The organism is Pseudomonas fungipugnans, assembly GCF_029955235.1.
Classification (GTDB): domain Bacteria; phylum Pseudomonadota; class Gammaproteobacteria; order Pseudomonadales; family Pseudomonadaceae; genus Aquipseudomonas; species Aquipseudomonas fungipugnans.
In genome coordinates, this window is the sequence record NZ_JARBWL010000001.1 from 825,813 (window position 1) to 851,001 (window position 25,189).

Sequence of the window (25,189 nt, forward strand, 5' to 3'; positions counted from 1 at the left end):
TCATGCCTCCACCGCGACGGACTGAGCCGTTTCCTGACCCTCTGTGAAATGCAGGCGGATGCCCTCATCGACGCAGTAGCCCAGGTGCACGCCTTGGGTGCGCTGCTGCGCCGCCCGACGTTCAAGCAGTTGTTGGCTGAGGACTGGCAGGATTTGCTCATTGAGCAAGCTATCGATGTTGCGCGCCCCTGAGTCGGGCAGTAGGCACGCGGCAACCAAGGCTTCATTCAGCGCGTCGTCAATCTGACAATCCAGACCATAATGGCGGCGCAGGCGCTTGGCGACCTGAGCGAGTTTGATCGCGACGATGCGCTTGAGCGCATCGGATTGCAGGGGGCGATAGATCAGGGTCTGAAAGCGTGCCAGCAACGCCGGTTGAAAATGTTCGCGCAGGATCGGCCGCAGCAGCTCATGCAGCACGCTGTCCGGGGCATCACTGTGTTCCTGTAAACACATCTGCAGCAGGTCGCTGCCGAGGTTGGAGGTCATGAGAATGACGGTGTTGCGAAAGTCGATCTCGCGCCCTTCGCCATCGCGCATGAAGCCGCGATCAAAAACCTGATAGAACAAATTGAGGACATCGCCATGAGCCTTTTCCACCTCGTCGAGCAGCACAACGCTGTAGGGCCGTTGACGCACGGCTTCGGTCAGTACGCCGCCTTGGCCGTAGCCGACATAACCCGGCGGCGAGCCTTTGAGTTGGCTGACGGTGTGGGCTTCCTGGTACTCGGAAAAATTGAGGGTGATCAGCGATTTTTCGCCACCGAACAGGCTGTCGGCCAGGGCCAGGGCTGTTTCGGTCTTGCCGACGCCGCTGGTGCCGACCAGCAAGAACACCCCCAGCGGCGCCTTGTCATCGGTGAGCCCGGTTTTGGCTGCACGCAGGCGCTGGGCCATTGCGCTCAGAGCTGGAGCCTGCCCAATCACACGCTCTCCTAATTGCTGCTCCAGTGCCAGCAGGTTCGACTGTTCGTCCTTGAGCAAACTGCCCAGCGGCACGCCGGTCCAGTCAGCAATCACTTCGGCCACGCTACGTGCATTGACCTCCATAGACTGCAACGGTTGATTGCCCTGTATATGGTCTAGCCGTCGTTGTACTTGCGCACAGGTATCGCGCTGCGGTGGTTGCGCCTCGCGTGCATCGAGCAATTGCTGGCTCAGGTCGAGTTCGTGCCGGTATTGACGCACCAAGTCGATTTGCCGCAGTTTCAGTTCAGCGAGTTGCGCCGCGATCATCGCCAGACGTTCGTCAGCGCTGCTGCCGCTGAGCGCCTGATCTTCTTCCAAAGCCTGGCACTCCAACTCCAGGGAGATCTGTCGGGCTTTCAGGCGGACCAACGCCTGCGGTTCGCAATCCAGGCTCATACGAACTCGTGCACTGGCTGTATCGAGTAAGTCGACGGCTTTGTCTGGCAATTGACGGCCCGTAAGGTAGCGCCGCGATAGACTGACCGCTGCCTGCACCGCTTCATCCTGAATATGAACACCATGATGGCTGGCGTAGCGCGCCTTGAGACCGCGCAACATAAGGCAGGCATTGTCGTCATCCGGCTCGTCAACCTTGACCATCTGGAAGCGCCGCTCCAAAGCCGCGTCACGCTCGAAATACTGCTTGTACTCGCCCCAGGTGGTAGCGGCGATGGTGCGCAACTCGCCACGGGCCAAGGCAGGCTTGAGCAAATTGGCCGCGTCGGCGCCACCGGCCTGGTTGCCGGCGCCAATCAGGGTATGGGCCTCATCGATAAACAACAGCACCGGTTTTTCAGACCGCTGCACGGCGTCGATCACGTTTTTCAGGCGTTGTTCGAACTCGCCTTTGACACCTGCACCGGCTTGTAATAACCCCAGGTCAAGAGCACGCACACTGACGGACTTGAGGCTGTCGGGCACCTTGCCCTGGGCAATGCTCAACGCCAGCCCTTCAACCAGTGCAGTCTTGCCAACACCAGGCTCGCCTACCAGGATCGGATTATTCTTGCGTCGGCGACTGAGGATATCGATGACCTGGCGGATTTCGTCGTCGCGGCCAAACACGGGGTCGAGCTGCCCTTCTGCTGCCTTGGCGGTGAGATCCTGGGTGAACCTGTCCAGCACCGCCTGCAGCACATCATCCTTCGGGTCGCGGAATGGAAGCATGGCGAGCTCACTTGAAGACGCAGCGGCGCGGCTCAATGCGGCTGACGCCTGCGCCTCGGGACGTTCTTCGGACGTTTGATCCAGCAACACCGACAGACGCTGCAACTGGGCCTCACTGAGGCTGAGTAACGGCCATGCGGCTTCACACACCAGCAAGCCGGGTGTCTCCTTCAACGCGCTCAGCAGGTGCACAGAGCGCAGGCTGTCGTTGTTATCGTCCAGCGAGGCAAGCAACCAGGCATTTTTAATCAGTTGCTGCAGCGGGTCCGACAGTTGCGGCTTGCTCTGCACACTGCGTGGCAGGCGATCGATATGTTCGAGCAGTCCGTGCCAAAGCGTCTCCAGATTCCACTCGTAACGGCGCGCAATCACGGTCAGATCACCTTCACCCTGTCCCAGCAACTTGAGTAACCAGTGCTCAATCGTGATCTGCGCGTGCGCTCGGTTTTGGCACAGGGAGGCCGCCGCACTCAACGCTTGAGCGCAATAAGGGTTGAGACGGCGAAGCAAGCGGCTGGAACTCTGTGCCATGCGGTTACATCCTTGTTCTGGGATCTTGGTAGGTCGTCGATAAAGCCAGTCGTGAGGTCGAAACTCGATGTGTTCGGCTGAACGTCCGCGAACGGACGTTCAGCCGAACACATCAGGAGCCAGCAGGCGAAAGCTCACCTGCTGTCCCCTGTACATCAAGCGCTCTGGCGCTCGTTCCAGGCGTCGGAGTGAATGATGTTGCCTTCCTTGTAGGTCCAGGTGACCTTCTCGTAGCGCAACTCGATCTCCTCAAGATGGTTGTGTTTTTCCTTGTTCGGATCTTTGATGTCGTGCATTTTCGGCGCGACTTTCACCACCTTGACGTTTTCCAGCTTGGTGACGAAGTACTCGACTTCCTGCCCGGCATCATCGATGCGATACCACTTGAACTCGGCACTCTTGAGGGTCTGACCAGTCGTCACCGCCTTGTAGAGGTATGGACTGGACGCGTCGATTTCCTTGGAAAACAGAAAGGGGGTGTGGACCCTTGTACCGGTCAACTTTCCGGTGTTGTTGTCGGTAGGGATGTACAGGCTGTGGTCCTGGGCGACCACTTCGATGCTGCCTTCGCGTTTTTGCACGTCCACCGAACCTTTGATGGCCGCGCCGCCATCGTCTTGCAGCCAGAGGTAAACGGGAATTGCCATGTGAAGCTCCTTTTCTCGAAGATTTAAATGTCGCGGGATGCGACAGGAGGTTGCCTTTGCGGCCCAGCGGTCGGGAGCGCACAGGCCCCCGCCTCCGGCACCAAACGGATATCAACGCGGCGGTTGGTAGCACGCCCCGTCTCGGTGTCGTTGCTGGCGATCGGCTGGCTTGCGCCGAAGCCCTGCACCGCAAAACAACTGTCGGGAATCCCGCCCATGTGCTGCATCCAGTCATGCACAGCTGTCGCTCGGGCATGAGATAGCCGAAGGTTGTTCTCAGCGTCTCCGGTGGCATCGGTATGCCCCGCGATAACAATCAGCCAGCCTGGCTGTGCCTTGATATCGACCAACGCATTGATCAGGACTCTGGTCGAGTCCGGCTTGAGTTGGGCACTGCCGATCGCGAACAGCGAAAGGCTGTCAAGCCGTACCGGGCCGGCAATTCGCGTGGGTAGTGCCGCCGCAGGCTCAACATGGTTGGCCAGCACCGCCTGCAATGGTGCGCGCAGGCGCTCGCCCCGATACAAGCCGAAACCGAACGCCAGGGGTTCACCGTGTCGGTAATAAGCGTCCAGACGCTGGGCGTCTTGACGAAGTACGGTCACGGCCTCTTCGCGCCGAAGAAATTCGCGTTGATCACGCTGGGCCGGTTGCGCGATGGCGGCATAACGGCGCAGGTCGTCACTGATCTGGCGCACCAGTAAAGTGTTCTGCCACGCCGAGCTGGCGACGGCGACGACACCCGCCACCGCGAACAGCCACAATGCAGTGAGGCTTGCGCGTTTTACCGCAGAGCGCAGTGGGCCGAGCGGGAGCAGGTTGAGCAACGGGTCCGGGAACGGCAAGACCGCGTCCGTCACGAACTTCCTGTTGTCAGCCAGGGCCACTTTGTTGTGCAACCATTGCTGCCACAGGTTCTCCTTGACGGCATGAGGCAGCGCCGGTATCAGTTTGACTGCGCAAACCGTGGCCAGACCAAGAGCGTTGCGAATGACGAGGTGTGGCAGCACCGCGTCATTCAGCCAGGCCACAACACTGTTCAGTTGGATGCTGGTGTGCATCCGGGCGGCTTGCATGGACGAGTCTGTAGTTTGCTGCTGCCACTCAGCCAGGCTCACGCACGCACCCGCGTCACACACAAGCGCGTCGGTCTGGCCGTTGCCCCAACTGAACCATGGCGGCTCGCCTTGCGAGGTTTGCAGGTAGCTCACCAGTAACAGCGGCAGTTCGATTCCGCGCTTGCGCGCCACGGCCACCTGGTGACTGAAGGCGCGCACCTGGCCGGCAAGTACGCCGCCGTCGCTGTGCGCGCCTGGATTGACGATGAGCATCACACCGAGTTGCCCGCCCCAGCCAGGACGCAAAGCCAGGATACCATCGGTGACGGCTGCCAGTTGCTCCAGGCTCGGCACGCGCACATAGCACCCTTGCTTCGTCACACGCAGGACAATCTGGTCTGCGGGTACCGTGCCGAAGAGTCCATCCAGGCCATCACCACAGATCAATATCACCGGCTGACGAAACGACGTTGCAGGTAACGACATGGCATCGACCAGCCTTACCGATCCACGTTGATGCGCCGCATGGCGGCTCGCCAGGACACAAGCCAGCACCACACCGCACAGCGTGGCCAGCCCCGCGACGGCGCGCACCCAGACAGTGAGCGGAATAATGGTCAGCAAGGCAAGGATCAGTGCACCCGCCCACAGCCAAAGCGCTCTTTGCAGTGTGAAAGTCATCGGACCCTCACACCTGATCAGGCAAGAGCGAGGCAATCGCGCCGCTCAACAAATGATCCATTCCCCACCACGTAGCCGCGAGCAACAAAGCCACTGCCAGCACATGCATCAGAGGTGATCGCAGCCAGGCCAGGCCTGCAATCAGGTCGCTGCCGCCCGGCTGTGTTATCAGCTCTTGGCTGACTTTGAGTGGTGCCACTTGTGCGTTGAGAGCGTCCAGTAATTGCTCACGCTCGGGGTCGGCCAGATCACTGTAACGACCGCGAAAACCCAACATCAGCACCCGCTGGAATACCGTCAGCACCTGGCGATCCGGCGCAGCCTCGCGCAAGACTTCTCGCATGTCCTCATACAGAAATTTGCCCGCCTGATGGCGATTGAAAAACCTGGCCTGCAACGGTTTGCTGGCCCATGACGCGTGCTCGTCACCTTTGGCGCAGGTCAGCACGGCCTCGTCGAGCAACGCGCATTGGGCATGGCTGATGTGATCGATGCTGCGCTGATTCAGGCCCGCCAGCTTGAGCCGATGCCGCACCTGCTCTACCTGCTCGACGCAAAACCGAGACAGCTTCAGGCTGTGCTGCACCGAGGCACCCTGGCGTAACTCAACCACTAACAGATAGGTGTCCTGCAACAGTGCATCAATATCCACCGCCGCTACGGTTTGTGCCTTGGAAGCGGTCAGGTTCATGAGCGCAGCACCGCAAACATTTCAAGCTTCACGTCGACCAAGGTGCTTGGAACGTAGAAAGCGCAGACCCCTGCGTCCAGCACCGCACGCCCCTTGGAATGACCGAGGTCAAGCGCGAAGTACTGATTTTCCAGACGCAACGGAATCGCCGCTGGCACATGGCTGAGGGACTGCAGCGGAACACCGTCGAGCGCCGCGTTGATCAGGTAGTCGACATCGTCCGGCGTACCGATCTTGCACAGGCGCGGAAACTGATCTTGCAACTGCGCCGCAGCCAGGCGACAGCGCACCGAGAGATAGAAGTCGGCACCATCACGTTCGCGCAAGCGAGGGTCATTCAGCGCGACCTGCCAACGATTGGCCCCATGCTCCTCCAGAATCAAGGCGATGACCCGCGACGGCAGACTGGCTTCCAGCAATTGGGAGATGGTCTGCATCAGCGGCGGGAACACCTCCCCCAACGAGGCGTGGCGGTAACCTGGAACCTTGTCGATGTCGTGTTCCAACGAGAACGTCAGCAGGCTGCCGGCCAGCTTGATCAGCTCCTGATAGACCTGCTCGGGGTGCCGCGCGGGAAACTCCCGTAGATCCGCCAATACTGGCTGATAGGTATTCAAGGCATTGAGCAGCCAGAACAGCGACACATCGGCCACGGCAAAGTCGGCCATGCGCTGATTGCTCTCACGACGCATCCCCATGAGCCTTTGGCGCTTGGTGGATAATTGCGTCAACAGGTTGTCCAACTGGTTCAACAACCCAGGGTGCGCAGCGAAGCTCAGCAACGGCGGTACATAGGCCGGGTCGAGGCACCAGGCGCCCTGCCCATCGCGCACCAGACGCGCGACCGGGCAAGTCACGTAATCCGCATTGTCATCATGCTGCCAACGCAGGCTTAGCGCATGCTCCAACACGCCGATCGATTGCACCTCATCCGCATAGATGTCCTGGACCTCGCGCCAGGACTGACGATAGCGGGTCGGTCTATCAGCCTTACCCCCCTCAAACAGGCAGTTGTTGCCGTTGGCCTGCTCCAGAGCCAAAGCCAAGTGCAAAATCGCTTCCTGATCATCGTCCACCAGTAGTTGTGCCAGCTCCAGGGCGGGGGGCAGACGGTCCACCTGCTCTGTGTCGACCCAAGTGCCGTCGGGCATTCGCACACGCAGTTGAGTCGCCTTGAGTTTGCCCAGTCGCAAAGCCTCCAGGTCAAACCCCACGGCCTGGACACCCCAAGGGTGCGCCAGGGTCAAATAAGCGAGCTGTTCGTTAGTCCAAGCCTCCCAGCGTGCCTGCTGCTGGAATTGCTGCGGAGACAGTAACGCCCCGGCGGCCCATAGAGGGCGATCGATCTTCATGGCATCGTTTCCCTGGGACTTATCAGGCTTTTGCCTTGGGCATCTGCGAAACCAGCGACAGGTTCACGTCCATGCCCTCGACCTGAAAGTGCGGCACGGCATACAACTTGACCCGAAAGAAACCGGGATTGTCTTCAATGTCTTCGACCGTCACCTTTGCATCCCGCAGCGGATGTGAGGCTTGCAAGTCATCGCCCGGATCTGTCATTTCGGTGACCAACCCGCCAATCCATTTGTTCAGTTCCAGCTCCAGTAAACGACGGTCCTTGGTCGTGCCGATGTTTTCGCGCTGGATCAGCTTCAGATAATGGGCAATGCGTGAAAGCAGAAAGATATAGGGCAGGCGCGCATTGATCCGACTGTTGGCAGTGGCGTCGGTCGTGTCGTAAAGCGCCGGTTTCTGCGCGGAGTTGGCCGAGAAGAAACACGCGTAGTCGCGGTTTTTATAGTACGAAAGAGGAATGAAGCCCAAGTTGGCGAATTCGAACTCGCGCGTTTCCGGGATCATCACTTCGGAAGGGATTTTAACCTGATTACCGGTGCCCAGGTCATACAGGTGGATCGGCAACTCGGTGACTGCTCCACCCGACTGCGGCCCCCGAATCTGCACACACCAACCATTGTTAATGAAGCTCTTGACCATGTTGGCAGCGAAGGCAAACGACGCGTTGGTCCACAGGTACCTGTCGTGATCCGGTCCTTTGACGCTTTCAATGTAATTGAAACTGCGCACTGGAACGGTGTCAGGCCCATAGGGCAAACGACCCAGGACGCGCGGCATGGTCAGACCGATGTAACGCGCATCGTCACTGTCACGGAACGCCTTCCACTTGATGTATTCGGCACGGTCAAAGTAGTTACCGATGTCCTTGATCGCCGCCACCTCCTCCATGGACTCTTTGCCAAAGAAAGCCGGACCTACGGAACCGATAAATGGCATATGGGCTGCTGCGGACACTTTCGAAATATTGCGCAGGAGCGCGATATCCTGAGGGCTGCGGTCGAATTCGAAGTTAGAGATAGCCGCCGCAATCGGTTCGCCACCTGGGGTGTCGTAATCCTGGGTGTAGGTATGAAAGTACAAGCCACTCTGGGCGATCTCCGGCGCGTCCTCGAAATCCTGCACCAGGTGATCCTTGCGGATATCCAACAGCTCTATACGGACGTTCTGACGAAAATCCGTCTGGTCAATCAGCGACTTCACACCACGCCAAGTTGACTCGACTCGTTGAAAGTCCGGATCGTGCATGACTGCATCCAGTTGACGGCTGATTTGCATGTCCAATGAAGCGATATGTTCGTCCAGCAGGACTTTATCCAAACGTTCGACTTTTTGCGGTGATCGCTCAAGCAACTTCAGCAGCACACTAACAGCAGCTGTTACCCGCTCATCGACCGAAACTTCAGACAGAGCCTCCGCATTTTGAAAAGCATCAATGCTACCCAACTCAGTAACAGGGTTTAGATTGATTTTGTTAAACAAGGCGCCATACACACTGTCTCGATCTTCGGACAATACTGTAGCGTCGCGCATTTGCACGCTGGAATTTTCTACGGACATGATTGAACTTCCCTTGATACTACCGATACAAATTAACGTTCTTGTTCAGGCGCCAACGCAGCCAACTCAGTGCGCAGCTCGTCACTGAGCGCGTCATCCTTGAGGATGCGCTCCAATTCATGACGGAAGGTCACGTTATCCAGTAGGTTCGATTTGAGGTCGCGCAACAGATTGCGCATGGCCAACAACGCACGCAGTTGCGGAATCTGGCGCGCCACCTGCTCGGGTTCGAAGTCCTTCATGCTCTGGAAATTCAGCTCGACAGCGATATCAGACGCGTTGTCGGTCAAGGTGTTATTTACGGCGAGTTTCAAGCCAGGCGAGAATTCATCAAGGACGCTGTCAAAGTTGTTCTTATTGATGTCAATCTTCTCCCTTCCAGAGAGCGGACGCTGTTCTTTCCCATTACTGTAGTCACCCAGCACCATCAACTTCAGCGGCAACTCGACTTGTTTCTGAGCGCCCCCGGTATGCAGATCAAGCTTGATATTAACCCGCGCCTTAGGCACCTCATTTTGGAAACTGCTTGAACCCATAACCCCTCCCCCCCTGGCATTTACTGCAGTAGAACGCTGCGAGGTAATGAAAAAATTAATTCCATACCACCCTCTGGCTTGCTACTGGAGCCCGCCAACAACAGCACATGAATTCCATTTTTTGTTCAAAGAACATAAAAACGCATAAAAGAGGCGTGCTCATGCCCTCCCTCACTACAATGGGTTACTCATGGAGTAGTTCAAATTATTTTTGTCGCCCCCAGATCACGAAAGGGAAGTTTCGACGGTGCGCCAAGGATATTTCCTACAAGTTAGCGGGTTAGCTCTCAAGCTATCATCCATGGATGACGGAGATTTCCGGGTCAGGCTTCGAGGGACTGTCATTGACGTCGAAAGGCGAACGTTGCGCTGACTTGATCGGGATCGGCATGGGACAGCTGAGCATCGTTCCAATTCTTGGGATAGCCGAAGCGCTTGCCACCCACCGCTCCTGCCGCAGCACGCTGCACACCCCGCCAGCCTCTTTTGGGTACAAAAAAAGAGGCCGAAGCCTCATACCGATCAGTTAAGACGCAAAACCTGTGGGAGCGAGCCCGCTAGCGAAAGGGCCAGCACATTCAACATTGATGTCGAATATCAGACCGCCTTCGCGAGCAGGCTCGCTCCCACAAGGTTTGCGGTGTTCAAATCCTTAACTGACCGGCATTAGGCCGAAGCCCCTTTCCCTGATGTAAAAACACAAATCGCAGACAAACAAAAACGCCACTCGATTGAGTGGCGTTTTTGTGTATTTGGAGCGGGAAACGAGACTCGAACTCGCGACCCCGACCTTGGCAAGGTCGTGCTCTACCAACTGAGCTATTCCCGCGTCTTGGTGATGCGCATTCTATAGAATCTGGAACACACGTCAACCCCTTGATTCAAAAAAGTTTTATTTCTTTTCAACGTCGGTCTTCAAGTGCGGCCATGCAGCCCGCAGGTATTGGACCATGGACCACAATGTCAGCCCCGCCGATACCAGCAACAGGGTGTAACCCACGATCACCCAGAAGCTGAGGGCCGAAGGGTTGGCCAACAGGATCACCAGCGCCAGCATTTGAGCGGCGGTTTTCCATTTGCCCAGGTTCGACACGGCGACGTGAGCGCGGGCGCCGAGTTCGGCCATCCACTCCCGGAGCGCCGAGACGACGATTTCGCGGCCAATGATCACTGCGGCCGGCAGCGTCAGCCACAGGTTGCCGTGTTCCTGCACCAGCAGTACCAGCGCCACCGCGACCATCAGCTTGTCAGCCACTGGATCGAGGAAGGCCCCGAACGGCGTACTTTGCTCCAGGCGGCGCGCCAGGTAGCCGTCCAGCCAGTCGGTGGCGGCAGCGAATGCGAAGACCGAAGCGGAGGCCATGTAGCTCCACTGGTAAGGCAGGTAGAACAGTAAAATGAAGATCGGGATGAGCAGGACGCGTAGAACGGTAATCAGATTAGGGATATTCATCGGCACAACTGGCTACGAGGTGAGTTGGGCATTCTACTCGCTGTGCAGGTTTGCATAAATCGACTCAGCGAGCTTTTTACTGATCCCGGGTGCTTTGGCGATCTCTTCGATGCTGGCACGAGACAGCTCCTGCAATCCACCAAAATGTTTCAATAAATCGCGTCGACGTGTCGGCCCGACCCCCGCTACGCCCTCAAGAGTAGACGTGCGGCGGGTTTTGCCGCGTCGGGCGCGGTGCCCGGTAATGGCAAAGCGGTGAGCTTCATCGCGAATCTGCTGGATCAGGTGCAAGGCCGGCGAGTCGCCACGCAGGGTGAATTCATGAGCAGCATCATTAAGGTACAAGGTTTCAAAACCGGCCTTGCGCGTCGCGCCCTTGGCCACGCCCAGCAGAATCAGATCCGGCACGGCCAGTTCGTTGAGGACGTCGCGGGCCATGGACAATTGCCCCTTGCCGCCGTCCACCAACAGAATGTCCGGCAACTTGCCCTCGCCTTCCTTGAGCTTGCTGAAACGCCGCGTCAGCGCCTGATGCATCGCCGCGTAGTCATCGCCTGGCGTCACGCCCTCGATGTTGTAGCGACGATAGTCGGACTTGATCGGCCCTTCAGGACCAAACACCACGCAGGACGCCACCGTGGCCTCGCCGCTGGAGTGACTGATGTCGTAGCACTCAAGACGCTGCGGTGGTTCATCCAGGTTCAACACGTCGGCCAGCGCATCGAAACGCGCCGCCACGTGCTGACGGTTGGCCAGGCGTGCGCCCAGCGCCTGTTCGGCGTTGGTCACGGCCAGTTGCTGCCAGCGCGCCCGAGTGCCCCGCACCCGGTGACTGATGCTCAACTCACGACCGCGCAACTCGTCAATGGCCGCAATCAGGGTCGCAAAGTCTTCGTGGACCACGTTGACGATCAGTTCACTTGGCAGATCGCGTTCCGGGCTGCTGATGAAGTACTGGCCCAGAAACGCCGCCATGACCTCCGAAACGTCCTCTTCAATCCCCACCTGCGGGAAGAAGTTCTTGCTGCCCAGGACCCGCCCGCCGCGTACGCTGATCAGGTGCACGCAAGCGCCACCCGGATTGACGAAGGCGGCGATCACGTCGATGTCGCCCGTGCCACCTTCCATGCTTTGCTGGTCCTGGACCCGGCGCAGCAGGGAAATCTGGTCGCGCAGTTCGGCAGCGCGCTCGAATTCGAGGTTGATCGCCGCCTCTTCCATCCCCGCCGACAGTTCGTCGGTCAGCGCGTTGCTGCGCCCTTCGAGGAACATCACCGAGTGCCGAACGTCCTCGGCATACACCTCGGGCTCGACCAGGCCGACACACGGCGCTTTGCAGCGTTTGATCTGGTATTGCAGGCAAGGCCGGGTGCGGTTCTTGTAGTAGCTGTCTTCGCACTGGCGAACGAAAAAAGTCTTTTGCAGCAGGCTCAGGCTTTCACGTATCGCGCCGGCGCTGGGATAAGGGCCGAAGTACTTGCCCTTGGCCTTTTTTGCGCCACGATGAATGCTCAGGCGTGGAAACTGCCCATCGGAAAGAAAGACATACGGATAGGATTTGTCGTCGCGCAGCAGAATGTTGTACGGCGGACGCCATTCCTTGATCAGTGTCTGCTCAAGCAGCAACGCCTCGGTTTCGTTCGACGTGATCGTGGTTTCGACCTGGGCGATACGAGCCACCAGCGCTGCGGTCTTGGGCGCCAGACCGGTCTTGCGGAAATAGCTGGCCAGACGCTTCTTGAGATTCTTGGCCTTGCCGACGTACAGCAAGCGCGCATCGCTGTCGAACATGCGGTAGACGCCGGGGCGCCCGCTCACGGTCGACAGAAATGCACTCGGATCAAAGACTTCGGTCATTTTCAGAGACTGGCATCAACCATGCCGTGACGAACCGCCAGCAGCGTCAACTCGACATCGCTGCTGATCGAAAGCTTTTCGAAAATGCGATACCGATAAGTGTTCACGGTCTTTGGCGACAGGCAAAGCTTGTCGGAAATGATCTGAACCTTCTGACAGCCGACAATCATCAAGGCAATCTGGATTTCACGCTCCGACAACGCGTCGAATGGCGAATCGTTGGTCGGCTGGAAAGACTTGATCGCCAGTTGCTGCGCAATCTGCGGGCTGATGTAGCGTTGCCCGGCAAATACCAGCCTGATGGCCTGGACCATTTCCGGCAAACCGGCACCCTTGGTCAGATAGCCCGCCGCACCCGCCTGCAACAGCCGGGTAGGAAACGGGTCTTCTTCACACACAGTGACGGCGACGACTTTGATGTCGGGATGACTGCGCAATAATTTGCGCGTGGCTTCAAGACCGCCGATCCCGGGCATCTTGACGTCCATCAACACCACATCGGGTTTCAACTCACGCGCCTTCAACAGGGATTCCTCCCCTGACTCGGCCTGTCCGACTACTTGCAGGCCATCGATGTCAGCCAGCATTCGTGTAATGCCCGTACGAACGAGATCATGGTCATCGACTACTAGCACCCTAATCAAGCAGACACCTCGCGATATGGTCTTATTGGGTTGCTGGACACCTTAGCAAAAAAGCGACAGGCAGACCTAGCAGCAAGCGTCATATAAAAGTTTCAATTCGTCATTGAGGGCTTGCCGCCTGTGAGTTTCAGCTAAATGGCGGAGCCAATATCACGCTGCATTCTCAGGAAACACTCGTCCTCGCCGACCACTTGCAGCCCCAGACGCTGATACAGCACCCGCGCCGGATTATTTTTGAACACTGTCAGGCGCAAGGCGGATTTTCGCTCAAGCGCGGCCAGGGTCAATACCTGACCGATCACCCAGGAACCGGCTCCCCGGTCACGGCACCCTTCGAGCATGTGCAATTCGCGGATGTACAGGGCTCTGGCATCACGACTCAGGCTGACATAACCCGCCGCCCGGTCATCACACATGATCAGCCGGTTGTCGCGCCCGGCCCAGGCGACGTCGAACGCCTCGTTCTGCCACAGCAAATCGTGGGCGATGTAATAGCGCAGCATGTTCCGACAGGTCAGCTCACGGGCAAAATCCAGATCAGCGGACGTCGCCGGGCGCCATTGAAAACTCATTCATTCCTCCGTCACTGCAATGACTTGTCCTTGCCAGCCAGCGGCATCACGGCGAGCCATCACCACCAGGTTGCCCGCCCCCGGTGCCGCGGCAATCAGCGAGCCGTCCGCCGCCCAGATCGCACTGCGCCCGGCGGACGCCCAGCCACCGGTAACGCCACCGTGATTGGCCATCAGCACCACCATCGAATGCTCGCCGGCATAGCCCTGCAACAACGAGGTGTCGGGCGCATAGCCGCCCTCGGTAATCAGCACGCCTGCCGCATAGATGTCCGCGCCCTGCTCCGCCGCCGCTGCCGCATGGCTGGCGTGTGAGAAATCCGCGCACACCGCCAGTGCTACGGTGTCGGTGCCAATCGTCAGCGTCGAACCGCCCGTTCCCGGTGCAAACGCGAGCTCCTCGCCATCGTGCAGGTGCTGCTTGCTGTAGACCCCGAGAGAACCGTCTGCGCCCAGCACCAATGCACCGATCAACACCGGCGAATCATGCGACAGGCGAATCGGCATACCGACCACCGTCGTCACGCCCACTTCGCGGGCGAAGTCTCTCAACGACTGCAAGACCGCCGCGTCCGGGAGAATGGCCAGCTCGGCCGCCAGTCCACGTTCATACCCGGTCAACGACAACTCCGGAAAAACCAGCAACTGCACGCCCTGCTCCGCCGCCGCCTGCATGAAGCGCTGATGCTCGCGGATGTTAGCGGCAAGATCCCCGGCGATGGAAGCAGACTGGGCGGCGGCGATGGTCAGTGTCGGCATGATTCTTCCTGGGTGAGTGGTGAGAGTGGCGAGGCACAAAGTGTGTCATAACCGGCGACACACTCAAGCGATAGCCATCGCCAGCGCTGGCCGATAGCATTTTCTGATTGAATACCCCTGCCGGCCTCTAGTAAGCTCGGCGCATTCATCGGAGACAGACCATGTTCAACGCCCATTCACAGCTTCTTGCCACCAGCGCCTCGCGCTCGGTTGCGGCTGTGCGGGTAAAAAACGTCTGTGCTCCGGTCAGCTTTTATTTTGGGTATTGGTTTAGCCACTGGCGCGCCTGATACCCACATGGCGCCCACTTCAAACGGGTCGCCACCAGAGAATTCTCAACCCCCGGTCGGCCTCCCGACCGGGGGTTTTGTTTTTTTCAGGCCCCGACTTTTTAGCAACACACCAGACAACTTGAGGATTTACGACATGAACTACGCCACTTATTACCGTTACGACAGCTTTACCGCCTGGCGATTTACCAGCCTCCGCTCGGGACAGCCTGCCGCCTCCGATCGGTCACCCACAGGTGGCAAGCACGCACATACCGTCAACACGGCCAATTGTCGAACACCCCAGTAGGGCCGAGCGCGCGGGAACGAACCCGCCGCCAGCCCAGGAAGCCCGAATATGAACTCGTCCGTCTCTGCTCTGCCACTGTCCACCCTGAGCCCAGCCAATGAAGCGCTGACCCTGCGTCTGCCAAGCTCCTTGCAGCTCAAACAGCAATTGCCTCTCAGCAACGCCCTGACCCGGCAAGTCGCTGACCACCGCCAGGCGGTCCGCGCGATTCTCGATGGCGAAGACTCCCGCCTGCTGGTCATTGTCGGCCCCTGCTCTATTCACGATCCCCAGTGCGCCCTCGAATACGCCGGCAACCTCGCCCGCCTGGCCGCCGAGGTCAGCGACGAAATGCTGCTGGTGATGCGCGCCTACGTCGAAAAACCCCGCACCACGGTGGGCTGGAAAGGCCTGGCCTACGATCCGCACCTGGATGGCAGTGATGACATGGCCGCCGGTTTGAGCCTGTCCCGCCACTTGATGCGTGAAATGATCGACATGGGCCTGCCGGTCGCCACCGAGCTGTTGCAACCGATGGCCGCCGGCTACTTCGACGATTTGCTCAGCTGGGTCGCCATTGGCGCCCGCACCACCGAGTCGCAGATCCACCGGGAAATGGCCAGCGGCCTGGGCATGCCGGTCGGCTTCAAGAACGGCACCGATGGCGGCGTCACCGTTGCCAGCGACGCGATGCGCTCGGCGGCGCACCCGCACCGGCATTTCGGCGTAGACAGCCAGGGCCATCCGGCAATCATCCAGACCCCAGGCAACCCGGACACCCATCTGGTATTGCGCGGCGGCCATGGCGGCCCGAACTACGATCGCGACAGCGTCGCCAGGATCAATCGGGATTTGCACAAGCTCGCGATTCCAGCGCGGATCATGGTCGATTGCAGCCACGCCAACAGTGGCAAAGACCCGCTGCGCCAACCAGCCGTGTTCAATGACGTGCTTGAGCAACGCTTGCAAGGCGATCGCTCGTTGATCGGCATGATGATCGAAAGCCATCTGTTCGAAGGTTGCCAGCCGCTGGGTAGCGCTTTGCAATACGGCGTTTCGATTACTGACGGCTGCCTGGGCTGGACCGGCACCGAGCAACTGCTGCGTCAGGCCGCTGGCCAACTGCGGACGCAACGCCCCGAACGGCAACCGGCATGACCGATTGCGGCCTTTGACCCTGGCAACCAGGGCTCAAAGGCTGCCCACCCACGTTGTCAGCCCGGCGCTGCGGGCGACAGGGACAATGGAGATCAAGCAGTAGGCCACCGCCGGGAAATACGCGCGAATGCCTGAAAGGATGTCGAAGCGTTCCGATTCAAGCCGCGTCCACATCCGAAGATTCGTACCTTTGCTATGCCGTTTTCCATGAATCACAGCGGCTTTGTCATACACCGGCGGCCTGCGGGAGTGTTTTAGAGTGGGGCTGAACGCACACCCAAGAACTTCTGAGAAAAAGGTACGAACATGCAACGGAATGCAACAACACAATACCCAATTCTGCTGGTACACGGACTCTTCGGTTTCGATCGCATCGGCAAATTCGAGCTGTTTCACGACGTCAAGCAAGCGTTGCGATCAGCGGGGGCCAGGGTCTTCATTCCTCATCTGTCGGCCACTCACTGCAATGAAACCCGTGGCGAGCAATTATTGGCGCAAATTGAACGGGTGCTGGAAGGCACCGGCGCCGACCAGGTCAACCTGATCGGCCACAGCCAAGGTGCGCTGGCCGCCCGCTATGCGGCAGCGACAGAACCGCAGATGGTGGCATCGGTGACGTCCGTCAGCGGACCGAATCACGGCTCCGAGCTGGCCGACTTCTTGCGCAAGGCCCTGACACCCGGGCGCCTGCCGGAGCAGGTGGCAGGGAAAATCGCCACCCTGTTCGCCGACTTCATATCGCTGCTGAGCGGCAATACCCGTTTGCCACAGCATGCAATCGCCGCGCTTAACGCACTGACCACCGAGGGCGTGGGCGCCTTCAACGACAAATACCCCCAGGGGCTGCCAAAAAACTGGGGAGGCAAAGGCTCGGAACAGGTCAATGGCGTTCGTTACTACTCCTGGAGCGGCATACTGACGCAAAACATACTGGATCAGGGCCTTGAGGCGTTCGATCCGTTGCACGGTTTCTGCCGGGCGTTTTCCGAGTATTTCACCACTGAAGCCGGGCAGAACGACGGCATGGTGGGTCGCTACAGTTCGCACCTGGGCAAAGTCATCCGTTCCGACTATCCGATGGACCACCTCAGCAGCATCCGGCGGACCAACGGCCTGGGCCGAAAGGGCATCGATTCGACCACTTTATATGTGCAGCACGCCGAGCGCTTGAGGAATGCCGGGCTGTAGTGCCCTGCGCGACAACAATCGGATGGAACTTTGGCGAGAAATAGGTCACTGAATCCGGTAGGCTCCGCACTTTACTGAACACTCTTTACCGAACATTGAATGGAGAATTTTCCCATGGCTAAAGCCACTGCCCGTCACATCCTCGTTGCCAGCGAAGACAAGTGCAACGAACTCAAGGCCCAGATCGAAGGCGGCGCCGATTTCGCCGACGTTGCCAAAGCCAACTCCACCTGCCCGTCCAGCCGCCAGGGCGGTGATCTGGGTTCGTTCGGTCCAGGCCAGATGGTCAAGGAATTCGACACCGTGGTTTTCAGCGCACCGATCAACGTGGTGCAAGGCCCGGTCAAGACCCAGTTCGGTTATCACCTGCTGGAAGTGACCAGCCGTCAGGACTGATCCGTCCCTTGAGCTTTCAACACAACGGCCCGCCTTTTGGTGGGCCGTTGTGTTTGGGCGACGTGAACGGACTGGCGAGTCACGCGCCGCTCGCGTACAAATTGTGCTTATCGACTCCCCGTCTCCAAGGCTGACAATGCGACTGGCTTTCCCGACTTTGATGTTCACTGCCGTGGCCCTGCTGACAGGCGTCGCCGGTGTGAACGCTGCACCCCAACAGGCGTTGACCGTGTACGGCGAACCCGCCAGGTACCCCGCCGGCTTCTCTCATTTCGACTACGCCAACCCGCAAGCGCCCAAAGGCGGAACGATGCGACGCTCGGCGATCGAAATCGGGCATTTCGACCATCTGCTGCCATACATCGACAAAGGCATCGGCGTCTCCCAGATCGACGGCATGCTGTATTCGCCGCTGGCGCAGCGCTCGCAGGACGAGCCCTATACCGTTTACGGCCTGGTGGCGCAGAAGATGGAGCGCAGCGAGGACGGCCTGGCCCTGCGGTTCTTCCTCAATCCCAAGGCGCGTTTTGCCGATGGCAAACCCATCACCGCCGAAGACGTGCGTTACACCTTCGACCTGCTGATGACCCAGGCCAGCCTGCGTTACCGCACCCAGTTCGCCGACGTCAAAGGTGTCGAAGTGGAGTCGCCGCTGGTTATCCGCTTCGATTTCAAAAGCAACGAAAACCGCACCCTGCCGCTGGATATCGCCACGTTGCCGGTGCTCCCCGAGCACTGGTGGAAAACCCGCGACTTCGCCGGTGGCGGCGGTTACGAACCGCCTCTGGGCAGCGGCCCGTACCGCGTGAGCAAGGTGGACTCCGGGCGCAGCATCACCTTCGAACGGAACGCCGACTGGTGGGGCAAGGACCTGCCGGTCAGCCGTGGCTTGTACAACTTCGATCATTTCAGCATCGAGTATTTCGGCGATACCGATGTCGCTCGCCAGATCCTGCTGGGCGGCGCCTACGACTACAACCGCGAGTTTTCCGCCACCGGTTATACGATTCGCTACGACAGCCCGGCCCTGAGCGATGGCCGCCTGCAAAAAGCCCACCTGGCCACGCAGGCGCCGCAACCGGCCCAGGGTTTTGTGTTCAACCTGCAAAAGCCGATGTTCCAGGACCGCCGCGTGCGTCAGGCCCTGGCCATGCTCTGGGATTTCGAATGGAGCAACCGGCAGATGATGCGCAACATGTACATCCGCCAGCAGAGTTTCTTCTCCAACACCGACCTGGCGGCCCGCAAGCTGCCTGATGCCGGCGAACTGGCGATTCTCGAACCACTGCGCGGGCAAATCCCCGACGAAGCCTTTACCCAGGTCTTCGAAGCGCCCAAGACCGACGGCAGCGGCCTGATCCGCGACAAACAGCTGCAGGCCCTGGATCTGCTGGAGCAGGCCGGCTGGAAACCCGATGGCGACCAACTGGTGAATGCCGCCGGCGAGCCGCTGAATTTCACTTTCCTGACCAGTCAGAACGGAATGGACAAGCTGCTGCTGCCGTACAAACGCACGCTCAAACAGATCGGCATCGACCTGAACATCCGCCGCATCGACTCCTCCCAGTACGTCAACCGCCTGATGTCGCGCGACTACGACATGATCATCACCGGCTACCCGGTCACCACGTCCCCGGGCGGCGAACTGCTCAACTACTTCGGCTCGGCCTCGGCCAACGACCCCGGCGCCAACAACTACATGGTGCTGAAAAACCCGGCCGTCGACACCCTGATCAACGGCCTGATCCGCGCCTCCACCCAGGCCGACATGCTGCGCTACGCCCATGCCCTGGACCGGGTGCTGCAATGGAACTACTACTGGATCCCCAACTATTACCCGCCCGGCAGCTCCACCGTGTGGTGGAACCGCTTCGGCATTCCCAGTGTGCAGGCAAGCAATGACGAAGCCATCGAGAGCTGGTGGGAAGTCAGCCCCACGCCCCTGACCAACGAACAGATGACCGCCGAACTGATCAAGCGCGGCAACACCGGAGGGTCGCACTGATGTGGGCTTATATACTGCGCCGGCTGTTGCTGATCATCCCGACGCTGGTGATCATTCTGCTGGTCAACTTCGTCATTGTGCAGGCCGCGCCGGGCGGCCCGGTCGAGCAGGCCATCGCCCATCTGCAAGGCATTGGCGGGGCCACGGTGGGCGGCAGCTCCAGTGAAACCATGAGTGGCAGTTCTCGCGCCAGCCGTGGTCTGGACCCGTTGCTTATCAAGGAAATCGAAAAGCAGTATGGCTTCGACAAGCCGGCGCCGGAACGCCTGTGGCTGATGCTCAAGAACTACGCGCACCTGGATTTTGGCAAAAGCTTTTTCCGTGGCGCCACGGTCACCGACCTGATTCTGGAAAAAATGCCGGTGACCATCTCCCTCGGGCTCTGGGCGACGCTGATCACCTACCTGGTATCGATTCCACTGGGCATCCGCAAAGCCGTGCACCACGGCAGCCATTTCGACATCTGGAGCAGCACCGCCATCGTCATCGGCTACGCCATGCCGGCGTTTCTGTTCGCGATGTTTCTGATCGTGGTGTTTGCCGGTGGCACGGCGCTTAACTGGTTCCCGGTGCGCGGCCTGATGTCCGACAACTTCGACTCGTTGTCGACCGTGGGCAAGATCGCCGACTACTTCTGGCATCTGGTGCTGCCGGTCACCGCACTGGTGATCGGCGGCTTCGCCACCCTGACAATCCTCACCAAAAACTCGTTCCTCAATGAAATCACCCGCCAATACGTGGTCACGGCCAGGGCCAAGGGCATGAGCGAACGCCGTGTGTTGTACGGCCATGTGTTCCGCAACGCGATGTTGCTGGTGGTGTCGGGCATTCCCCAGGCATTCATCAGCGTGTTCTTCGCCGGCTCCCTGCTGATCGAGGTGATTTTCTCCCTCGACGGCCTGGGCCGCATGAGCTACGAAGCCGCCGTCTCGCGCGACTATCCAGTGGTGTTCGGTTCGTTGTTCATCTTTACCCTGTTCGGCCTGCTGATAAAACTGATCGGCGACCTGTGCTACACCCTGGTCGACCCGCGCATCGACTTCGCCGCGAGGAACGCCTGATGTTCAAGCTCTCGCCTTTGGGCCGTCGCCGTTTCGAGCGTTTCAAGAAAAACCGCCGGGGCTGGTGGTCGCTGTGGCTGTTTATCGGCTTGTTCCTGATGACCCTGGGCGGCGAGATGATCGCCAACGACAAGCCCTTGATCGTCAGCTATCAGGGCTCGCTGTATTTCCCTGCGTTCAAGCGCTACACCGAGCAGGAATTTGGCGGCCAACTGCCGTTCCAGGCCGATTACCGCAGCGACTACGTGCAGAACCTGATCCGCAAGGACGGTGGCTGGATGCTGTTCCCGCCGATCCCGTTCAGCGACGACACGCCCAATTACGACCTCAACCAACCCGCCCCCAGCCCGCCGACTTCGGTCAACTGGCTGGGCACTGACGATCAGGCTCGGGACGTGCTGGCCCGGGTGATTTTCGGCGCACGGGTGTCAATCCTGTTTGCCCTGATGCTGACCTTTGTCAGCGCCCTGATCGGCATTGCCGCAGGCGCCTTGCAAGGCTATTACGGTGGCTGGGTCGACTTGCTGGGCCAGCGCCTGCTGGAAGTCTGGTCGGGGCTGCCGGTGCTGTACCTGTTGATCATCCTGTCGGGTTTCGTCGAACCGAATTTCTGGTGGCTGCTGGGGATCATGGCGCTGTTTTCCTGGTTGGCGTTGGTGGACGTGGTGCGCGCCGAGTTCCTGCGCGGGCGCAACCTGGAATACGTCAAGGCCGCCCGAGCGCTGGGCCTGACCGACCGCAAAATCATCGTGCGGCACATTCTGCCCAACGCCATGAACGCGACGTTGAGCTACTTGCCCTTCATCCTCACGGGCGCGATATCAACGCTGACCGCGCTGGATTTTCTCGGTTTCGGCATGCCGGCTGGCAGCGCGTCTCTAGGTGAATTGATTGGTCAGGGCAAGCAGAACCTGCAAGCGCCATGGCTGGGCCTGACGGCGTTTTTCACCCTGGCACTGATTCTTTCCCTATTGGTATTTATCGGCGAAGCGTTGCGCGATGCCTTTGATCCTCGTTCATGAGCCGGACAGTTGAAATGAGTGAAAACCTGATCGAAATCCGCGACCTCAGCGTGGCCTTCAATGGCCAGACGGTGGTACGCAACCTGTGCCTCGATATCCGCCCCGGCGAATGCCTGGCACTGGTCGGCGAGTCGGGTTCCGGCAAGTCGGTGACCGCGCACTCGATCCTGCAACTGCTGCCGGAGATCGGCACCCAAACCGGTGGCAGCATTCGTTATCGCAATCGGGAGCTGCTCGGCGCCCCGCCCAAGGTGCTTCGCGAGCTGCGAGGCAACCGGATCGCGATGATCTTCCAGGAGCCGATGACCTCGCTGAACCCCTTGCACAGCATCGAAAAGCAGATCGGCGAAACCCTGCTGCTGCACAAGGGCCTGACCGGCAAAGTCGCCCAGGCACGGATCCTCGAACTGCTGGAACTGGTGGGCATCCAGAAACCCAGGGAGCGGCTCAAGGCCTATCCGCATCAGCTGTCCGGCGGGCAGCGACAACGGGTGATGATCGCCATGGCCCTGGCCTGCGAGCCGGAACTGTTGATCGCTGATGAGCCGACCACGGCGCTGGACGTGACCGTGCAGCGCAAGATCCTGCTGCTGCTCAAGTCCTTGCAACAACGGCTCGGCATGTCACTGCTGCTGATCAGCCACGACCTCAATCTGGTGCGCAGCATCGCCCAGCGCGTATGCGTGATGAAGTCCGGGGAGATCGTCGAACAGGCGACCTGCGAAACCCTGTTCAGCGCGCCGAAACACCCCTATAGCTGCGTGCTGTTGAATGCCGAACCGGAAGGCGAAGCGCTGGCCCGTGATGAGCGCGAAAACGTGCTGGAAGTGGACGATCTGCGGGTCCGGTTTGCGCTCGGCGGCGGACTGTTTCAGCGCAAGACTTATTTGCAGGCGGTGGACGGCATCAGCCTCAACGTCCAGCGCGGCAAGACGCTGGGCATCGTCGGCGAATCCGGTTCCGGCAAATCGACCCTCGGCCAGGCGATCCTTCGTTTGCTTGACTCCAAAGGCAGCATCCGTTTTCAGGGCGAGGCACTGGATGGCCTCACGCAAAACCAGCTGCGGCCCTGGCGCAAGAAAATGCAGGTGGTGTTCCAGGACCCGTTTGGCAGCCTGAGCCCGCGCATGTCCGTGGCGCAGATCATCAGCGAAGGGCTGGAGGTGCACAGCCAGTCCACAGCCGATGAGTGTGAGGCGCAGGTGATCCGCGCCCTGGAGGAAGTCGGCCTCGACCCGCAAAGCCGTCACCGCTACCCCCACGAATTCTCCGGTGGTCAGCGCCAACGCATCGCCATCGCCCGGGCGCTGGTGCTCAAGCCGGCGTTGATCCTGCTGGATGAGCCGACCTCGGCGCTGGACCGCACGGTGCAGAAACAGGTGGTCGCCCTGCTGCGCCAGCTTCAGGAAAAACATGGCCTGACTTACCTGTTCATCAGCCATGACCTGGCGGTGGTGCGAGCGCTGGCCCACGACATGATCGTGATCAAGGATGGCAAGGTGGTAGAACGTGGCGCCAGCCATGCAGTGTTCGATGCGCCGCAGCATCCGTATACCAAAGAGTTGTTGGCGGCGGCTCAATTGGCGTAGGCCCTTGGACCGCGTCGCGCCCATCGCGGGCAAGCCCGGCTCCCACAGGCTCTGCGGTGCTCACAAATAGGGTTGTCACACCACTAACCTGTGGGAGCCGGGCTTGCCCGCGATGGCGCCCGCCCAGGCAATACATAATCAGGACTGTGCACATGAACACCACCGAAAGCCTGAAGGACTACCAACGGGTTCGCACCCTGGCGATCCGCTCGCTGTTCGAGATCATCGAGCAATCGAGTGAAGGTACGGTGATTGTCGACCGTGACGCCAACATCGTCTGGATCAACGAGCGCTATGCCCGGCGTTTCGGTCTCGAGTCCGCCGAAGTGGCCATTGGCAAAGCCTGTGAAAGTGTGATCCCCGGCAGCCTGCTGCGCGAGGTGGTGCGTACCGGCCGGCCCATCCTGCTGGACATGCAGGACACCCCCAAGGAGCCGCTGGTGGTGATGCGCCTGCCGATCCATGACGACGCCGGCGCGGTGATCGGCGCCATCGGCTTTGCCCTGTTCGACGAATTGCGCAGCCTGTCACCGATGCTCAAGCGCTACCAGAGCATGCAGGAAGAGCTGGCCTCCACGCGCTCCCTGCTGCGCGCACGCCAGACCAAATACAACTTCGCGCACTTCATCGGCACCAGCGCCGCCAGCCTGGAAGTCAAACGCCGTGCCCGACGCAGCGCCAGCGCCGAATCCCCGGTATTGCTGCTGGGCGAAACCGGCACCGGCAAAGAGCTGCTGGCCCAGGCCATCCACGGCGCTTCGCCACGGGCGCATAAAGCCTTCGTCAGCATCAATAGCGCAGCAATTCCAGAAGCCCTGCTGGAAGCCGAATTCTTCGGCACCGCACCGGGGGCGTTCACCGGCGCGGATCGCAAGGGCCGGGTCGGCAAACTGCACATCGCCCAGGGCGGCACGCTGTTTCTCGATGAAATCGGCGACATGCCCTTGCCGCTGCAAAGCAAACTATTGCGGGTGTTGCAGGAAAAGGAGTTCGAACCGGTCGGCTCCAACGAAGTGATCCAGAGCGATGTGCGGGTGATTGCCGCCACCTCCACTGACCTTGAAGCGGCGATCAAACGCGGCGAGTTTCGCGCCGATCTGTATTACCGGCTCAACGTGCTGCCGATCCAGGTGCCGCCGCTGCGTGAGCGCCTCGACGACATTCCGGCCCTCTGTGAAGCAATCCTTGAAGAGCTGCGCAGCCAGCACGAATTGAATCGCGAAGCGCTGGACCTGCTGGGGCAACATGCCTGGCCGGGGAATATCCGCGAGCTGCGCAACGTGCTGGAGCGGGCGGCGTTGCTCAGCGATGACCTGAGGCTGAATGCGGCGGATATTCGGGCTGCGATTGGCACATTCAGCCCGGTTGAGCGGCTGATGGCACCGCGTATCGAGCCCGTCGCCCATGAGACGTTCAGCGCGGCGCGGGAGCGGTTTGACCGGCAGCTGATTGAAGCCACCCTTGCGCAATGCGGGGGGAAGGTGATTGAGGCGGCGGCGAGATTGGGGCTGGGGCGGTCCACTTTGTACAAGAAGATGGTGGCGTTGGGGATTGTCGAGTCTCTATAAAGAGACTGATGTCTCCGTTGTTAGATAGACCATCGCGAGCAAGCTCGCTCCCACAGAGAATCGTATTTTCCGGCCCAACTCGGTCAACTGTGGGAGCGAGCTTGCTCGCGACAGGGCCATTCCTGTCCGAGAAAGTCTCGGATTCAAGACAAGAATTAAGAATTCG

The 25,189-nt window shown here is 59.7% G+C and carries 21 protein-coding genes and 1 tRNA gene; 9 read left to right on the forward strand and 13 right to left on the reverse strand.

Annotation, left to right across the window (positions count from 1 at the left end; all coding sequences use genetic code 11):
- The 13 genes from tssH to POF45_RS03440 form a co-directional block, all read right to left on the reverse strand.
- A complete protein-coding gene (tssH, locus tag POF45_RS03380; protein WP_282315063.1) occupies positions 1-2,667 on the reverse strand; it encodes a type VI secretion system ATPase TssH in 2,667 nt (888 codons plus the stop codon).
- 155 nt (positions 2,668-2,822) lie between these two features.
- Positions 2,823-3,314, reverse strand: a complete 492-nt coding sequence (locus tag POF45_RS03385; protein ID WP_282315064.1) for an Hcp family type VI secretion system effector — start codon at positions 3,312-3,314, stop codon at positions 2,823-2,825.
- A gap of 23 nt (positions 3,315-3,337) precedes the next feature.
- Positions 3,338-5,053, reverse strand: coding sequence for an OmpA family protein (locus tag POF45_RS03390; RefSeq protein WP_282315065.1), 1,716 nt, complete (start codon positions 5,051-5,053; stop codon positions 3,338-3,340).
- Between the two features lie 7 nt (positions 5,054-5,060).
- Complete coding sequence (tssL, locus tag POF45_RS03395; RefSeq protein WP_282315066.1) at positions 5,061-5,744, reverse strand: type VI secretion system protein TssL, short form; 684 nt, start codon at positions 5,742-5,744, stop codon at positions 5,061-5,063.
- A complete protein-coding gene (gene tssK, locus POF45_RS03400) occupies positions 5,741-7,096 on the reverse strand; it encodes a type VI secretion system baseplate subunit TssK (protein ID WP_282315067.1) in 1,356 nt (451 codons plus the stop codon). Before tssK ends, tssL begins: the two co-directional genes overlap by 4 nt.
- Positions 7,097-7,118: 22 nt before the next feature.
- A complete protein-coding gene (gene tssC, locus POF45_RS03405; RefSeq protein WP_282315068.1) occupies positions 7,119-8,657 on the reverse strand; it encodes a type VI secretion system contractile sheath large subunit in 1,539 nt (512 codons plus the stop codon).
- Positions 8,658-8,689: 32 nt separating this feature from the next.
- Positions 8,690-9,193: a type VI secretion system contractile sheath small subunit gene (tssB, locus tag POF45_RS03410; protein ID WP_282315069.1), complete on the reverse strand. Its 504-nt coding sequence runs from the start codon at positions 9,191-9,193 to the stop codon at positions 8,690-8,692.
- Positions 9,194-9,946: 753 nt separating this feature from the next.
- Positions 9,947-10,022: transfer RNA gene (locus POF45_RS03415), tRNA-Gly, on the reverse strand.
- Between the two features lie 63 nt (positions 10,023-10,085).
- Positions 10,086-10,646, reverse strand: coding sequence for a CDP-diacylglycerol--glycerol-3-phosphate 3-phosphatidyltransferase (pgsA, locus tag POF45_RS03420; protein ID WP_259502710.1), 561 nt, complete (start codon positions 10,644-10,646; stop codon positions 10,086-10,088).
- Between the two features lie 33 nt (positions 10,647-10,679).
- Positions 10,680-12,503 carry an excinuclease ABC subunit UvrC gene (uvrC, locus tag POF45_RS03425; RefSeq protein ID WP_259502709.1) on the reverse strand — a complete coding sequence of 608 codons (1,824 nt, stop codon included), beginning with the start codon at positions 12,501-12,503 and terminating at the stop codon, positions 10,680-10,682.
- Positions 12,504-12,505: 2 nt separating this feature from the next.
- The gene (gene gacA / locus POF45_RS03430) at positions 12,506-13,147 is read right to left on the reverse strand and encodes a response regulator transcription factor GacA (RefSeq protein WP_008015884.1); all 642 of its coding nucleotides are present in this window, start codon (positions 13,145-13,147) and stop codon (positions 12,506-12,508) included.
- Between the two features lie 131 nt (positions 13,148-13,278).
- A complete protein-coding gene (locus tag POF45_RS03435; protein ID WP_282315071.1) occupies positions 13,279-13,719 on the reverse strand; it encodes a GNAT family N-acetyltransferase in 441 nt (146 codons plus the stop codon).
- Entirely contained in the window at positions 13,720-14,478 is a 759-nt protein-coding gene (locus POF45_RS03440) for a carbon-nitrogen hydrolase family protein (RefSeq protein ID WP_282315072.1), read from the reverse strand. It abuts the gene before it with no gap.
- A 161-nt stretch (positions 14,479-14,639) separates the two neighbouring features.
- Between POF45_RS03440 and POF45_RS03445 the strand changes: the two genes are divergently transcribed.
- The 9 genes from POF45_RS03445 to POF45_RS03485 all read left to right on the forward strand — a co-directional run bounded on the left by POF45_RS03445 (position 14,640) and on the right by POF45_RS03485 (position 25,023).
- Complete coding sequence (locus POF45_RS03445) at positions 14,640-14,768, forward strand: hypothetical protein (RefSeq protein ID WP_259502706.1); 129 nt, start codon at positions 14,640-14,642, stop codon at positions 14,766-14,768.
- Between the two features lie 337 nt (positions 14,769-15,105).
- The gene (locus POF45_RS03450) at positions 15,106-16,194 is read left to right on the forward strand and encodes a 3-deoxy-7-phosphoheptulonate synthase (RefSeq protein ID WP_282315073.1); all 1,089 of its coding nucleotides are present in this window, start codon (positions 15,106-15,108) and stop codon (positions 16,192-16,194) included.
- A gap of 306 nt (positions 16,195-16,500) precedes the next feature.
- Positions 16,501-17,382: an esterase/lipase family protein gene (locus POF45_RS03455; protein ID WP_259502704.1), complete on the forward strand. Its 882-nt coding sequence runs from the start codon at positions 16,501-16,503 to the stop codon at positions 17,380-17,382.
- A 114-nt stretch (positions 17,383-17,496) separates the two neighbouring features.
- Positions 17,497-17,778, forward strand: a complete 282-nt coding sequence (locus POF45_RS03460; protein WP_095058119.1) for a peptidylprolyl isomerase — start codon at positions 17,497-17,499, stop codon at positions 17,776-17,778.
- A 136-nt stretch (positions 17,779-17,914) separates the two neighbouring features.
- Positions 17,915-19,783 carry an extracellular solute-binding protein gene (locus POF45_RS03465; protein ID WP_259502703.1) on the forward strand — a complete coding sequence of 623 codons (1,869 nt, stop codon included), beginning with the start codon at positions 17,915-17,917 and terminating at the stop codon, positions 19,781-19,783.
- Positions 19,783-20,844, forward strand: coding sequence for a microcin C ABC transporter permease YejB (locus POF45_RS03470; protein ID WP_282315075.1), 1,062 nt, complete (start codon positions 19,783-19,785; stop codon positions 20,842-20,844). Before POF45_RS03465 ends, POF45_RS03470 begins: the two co-directional genes overlap by 1 nt.
- A complete protein-coding gene (locus POF45_RS03475; protein ID WP_259502701.1) occupies positions 20,844-21,866 on the forward strand; it encodes an ABC transporter permease in 1,023 nt (340 codons plus the stop codon). Before POF45_RS03470 ends, POF45_RS03475 begins: the two co-directional genes overlap by 1 nt.
- Before the next feature lie 14 nt (positions 21,867-21,880).
- On the forward strand, positions 21,881-23,455 hold the full coding sequence (locus POF45_RS03480) for an ABC transporter ATP-binding protein (RefSeq protein WP_259502700.1): 1,575 nt from the start codon (positions 21,881-21,883) through the stop codon (positions 23,453-23,455).
- Positions 23,456-23,607: 152 nt separating this feature from the next.
- A complete protein-coding gene (locus POF45_RS03485; RefSeq protein WP_282315076.1) occupies positions 23,608-25,023 on the forward strand; it encodes a sigma-54 interaction domain-containing protein in 1,416 nt (471 codons plus the stop codon).
- The last annotated feature ends 166 nt before the right edge of the window (positions 25,024-25,189 follow it).

Bases quoted from the DNA above. Each gene is read 5' to 3' on its own strand.
- POF45_RS03445 (WP_259502706.1), top strand. From the start codon at position 14,640: ATGTTCAACGCCCATTCACAGCTTCTTGCCACCAGCGCCTCGCGCTCG.
- POF45_RS03465 (WP_259502703.1), top strand. From the start codon at position 17,915: ATGCGACTGGCTTTCCCGACTTTGATGTTCACTGCCGTGGCCCTGCTG.
- POF45_RS03480 (WP_259502700.1), top strand. From the start codon at position 21,881: ATGAGTGAAAACCTGATCGAAATCCGCGACCTCAGCGTGGCCTTCAAT.
- POF45_RS03385 (WP_282315064.1), bottom strand. From the start codon at position 3,314: ATGGCAATTCCCGTTTACCTCTGGCTGCAAGACGATGGCGGCGCGGCC.
- POF45_RS03455 (WP_259502704.1), top strand. From the start codon at position 16,501: ATGCAACGGAATGCAACAACACAATACCCAATTCTGCTGGTACACGGA.
- tssH (WP_282315063.1), bottom strand. From the start codon at position 2,667: ATGGCACAGAGTTCCAGCCGCTTGCTTCGCCGTCTCAACCCTTATTGC.
- POF45_RS03390 (WP_282315065.1), bottom strand. From the start codon at position 5,053: ATGACTTTCACACTGCAAAGAGCGCTTTGGCTGTGGGCGGGTGCACTG.
- POF45_RS03475 (WP_259502701.1), top strand. From the start codon at position 20,844: ATGTTCAAGCTCTCGCCTTTGGGCCGTCGCCGTTTCGAGCGTTTCAAG.
- pgsA (WP_259502710.1), bottom strand. From the start codon at position 10,646: ATGAATATCCCTAATCTGATTACCGTTCTACGCGTCCTGCTCATCCCG.
- tssC (WP_282315068.1), bottom strand. From the start codon at position 8,657: ATGTCCGTAGAAAATTCCAGCGTGCAAATGCGCGACGCTACAGTATTG.
- tssK (WP_282315067.1), bottom strand. From the start codon at position 7,096: ATGAAGATCGATCGCCCTCTATGGGCCGCCGGGGCGTTACTGTCTCCG.
- tssL (WP_282315066.1), bottom strand. From the start codon at position 5,744: ATGAACCTGACCGCTTCCAAGGCACAAACCGTAGCGGCGGTGGATATT.
- POF45_RS03440 (WP_282315072.1), bottom strand. From the start codon at position 14,478: ATGCCGACACTGACCATCGCCGCCGCCCAGTCTGCTTCCATCGCCGGG.
- POF45_RS03435 (WP_282315071.1), bottom strand. From the start codon at position 13,719: ATGAGTTTTCAATGGCGCCCGGCGACGTCCGCTGATCTGGATTTTGCC.
- tssB (WP_282315069.1), bottom strand. From the start codon at position 9,193: ATGGGTTCAAGCAGTTTCCAAAATGAGGTGCCTAAGGCGCGGGTTAAT.
- POF45_RS03470 (WP_282315075.1), top strand. From the start codon at position 19,783: ATGTGGGCTTATATACTGCGCCGGCTGTTGCTGATCATCCCGACGCTG.
- uvrC (WP_259502709.1), bottom strand. From the start codon at position 12,503: ATGACCGAAGTCTTTGATCCGAGTGCATTTCTGTCGACCGTGAGCGGG.
- POF45_RS03485 (WP_282315076.1), top strand. From the start codon at position 23,608: ATGAACACCACCGAAAGCCTGAAGGACTACCAACGGGTTCGCACCCTG.
- POF45_RS03460 (WP_095058119.1), top strand. From the start codon at position 17,497: ATGGCTAAAGCCACTGCCCGTCACATCCTCGTTGCCAGCGAAGACAAG.
- POF45_RS03450 (WP_282315073.1), top strand. From the start codon at position 15,106: ATGAACTCGTCCGTCTCTGCTCTGCCACTGTCCACCCTGAGCCCAGCC.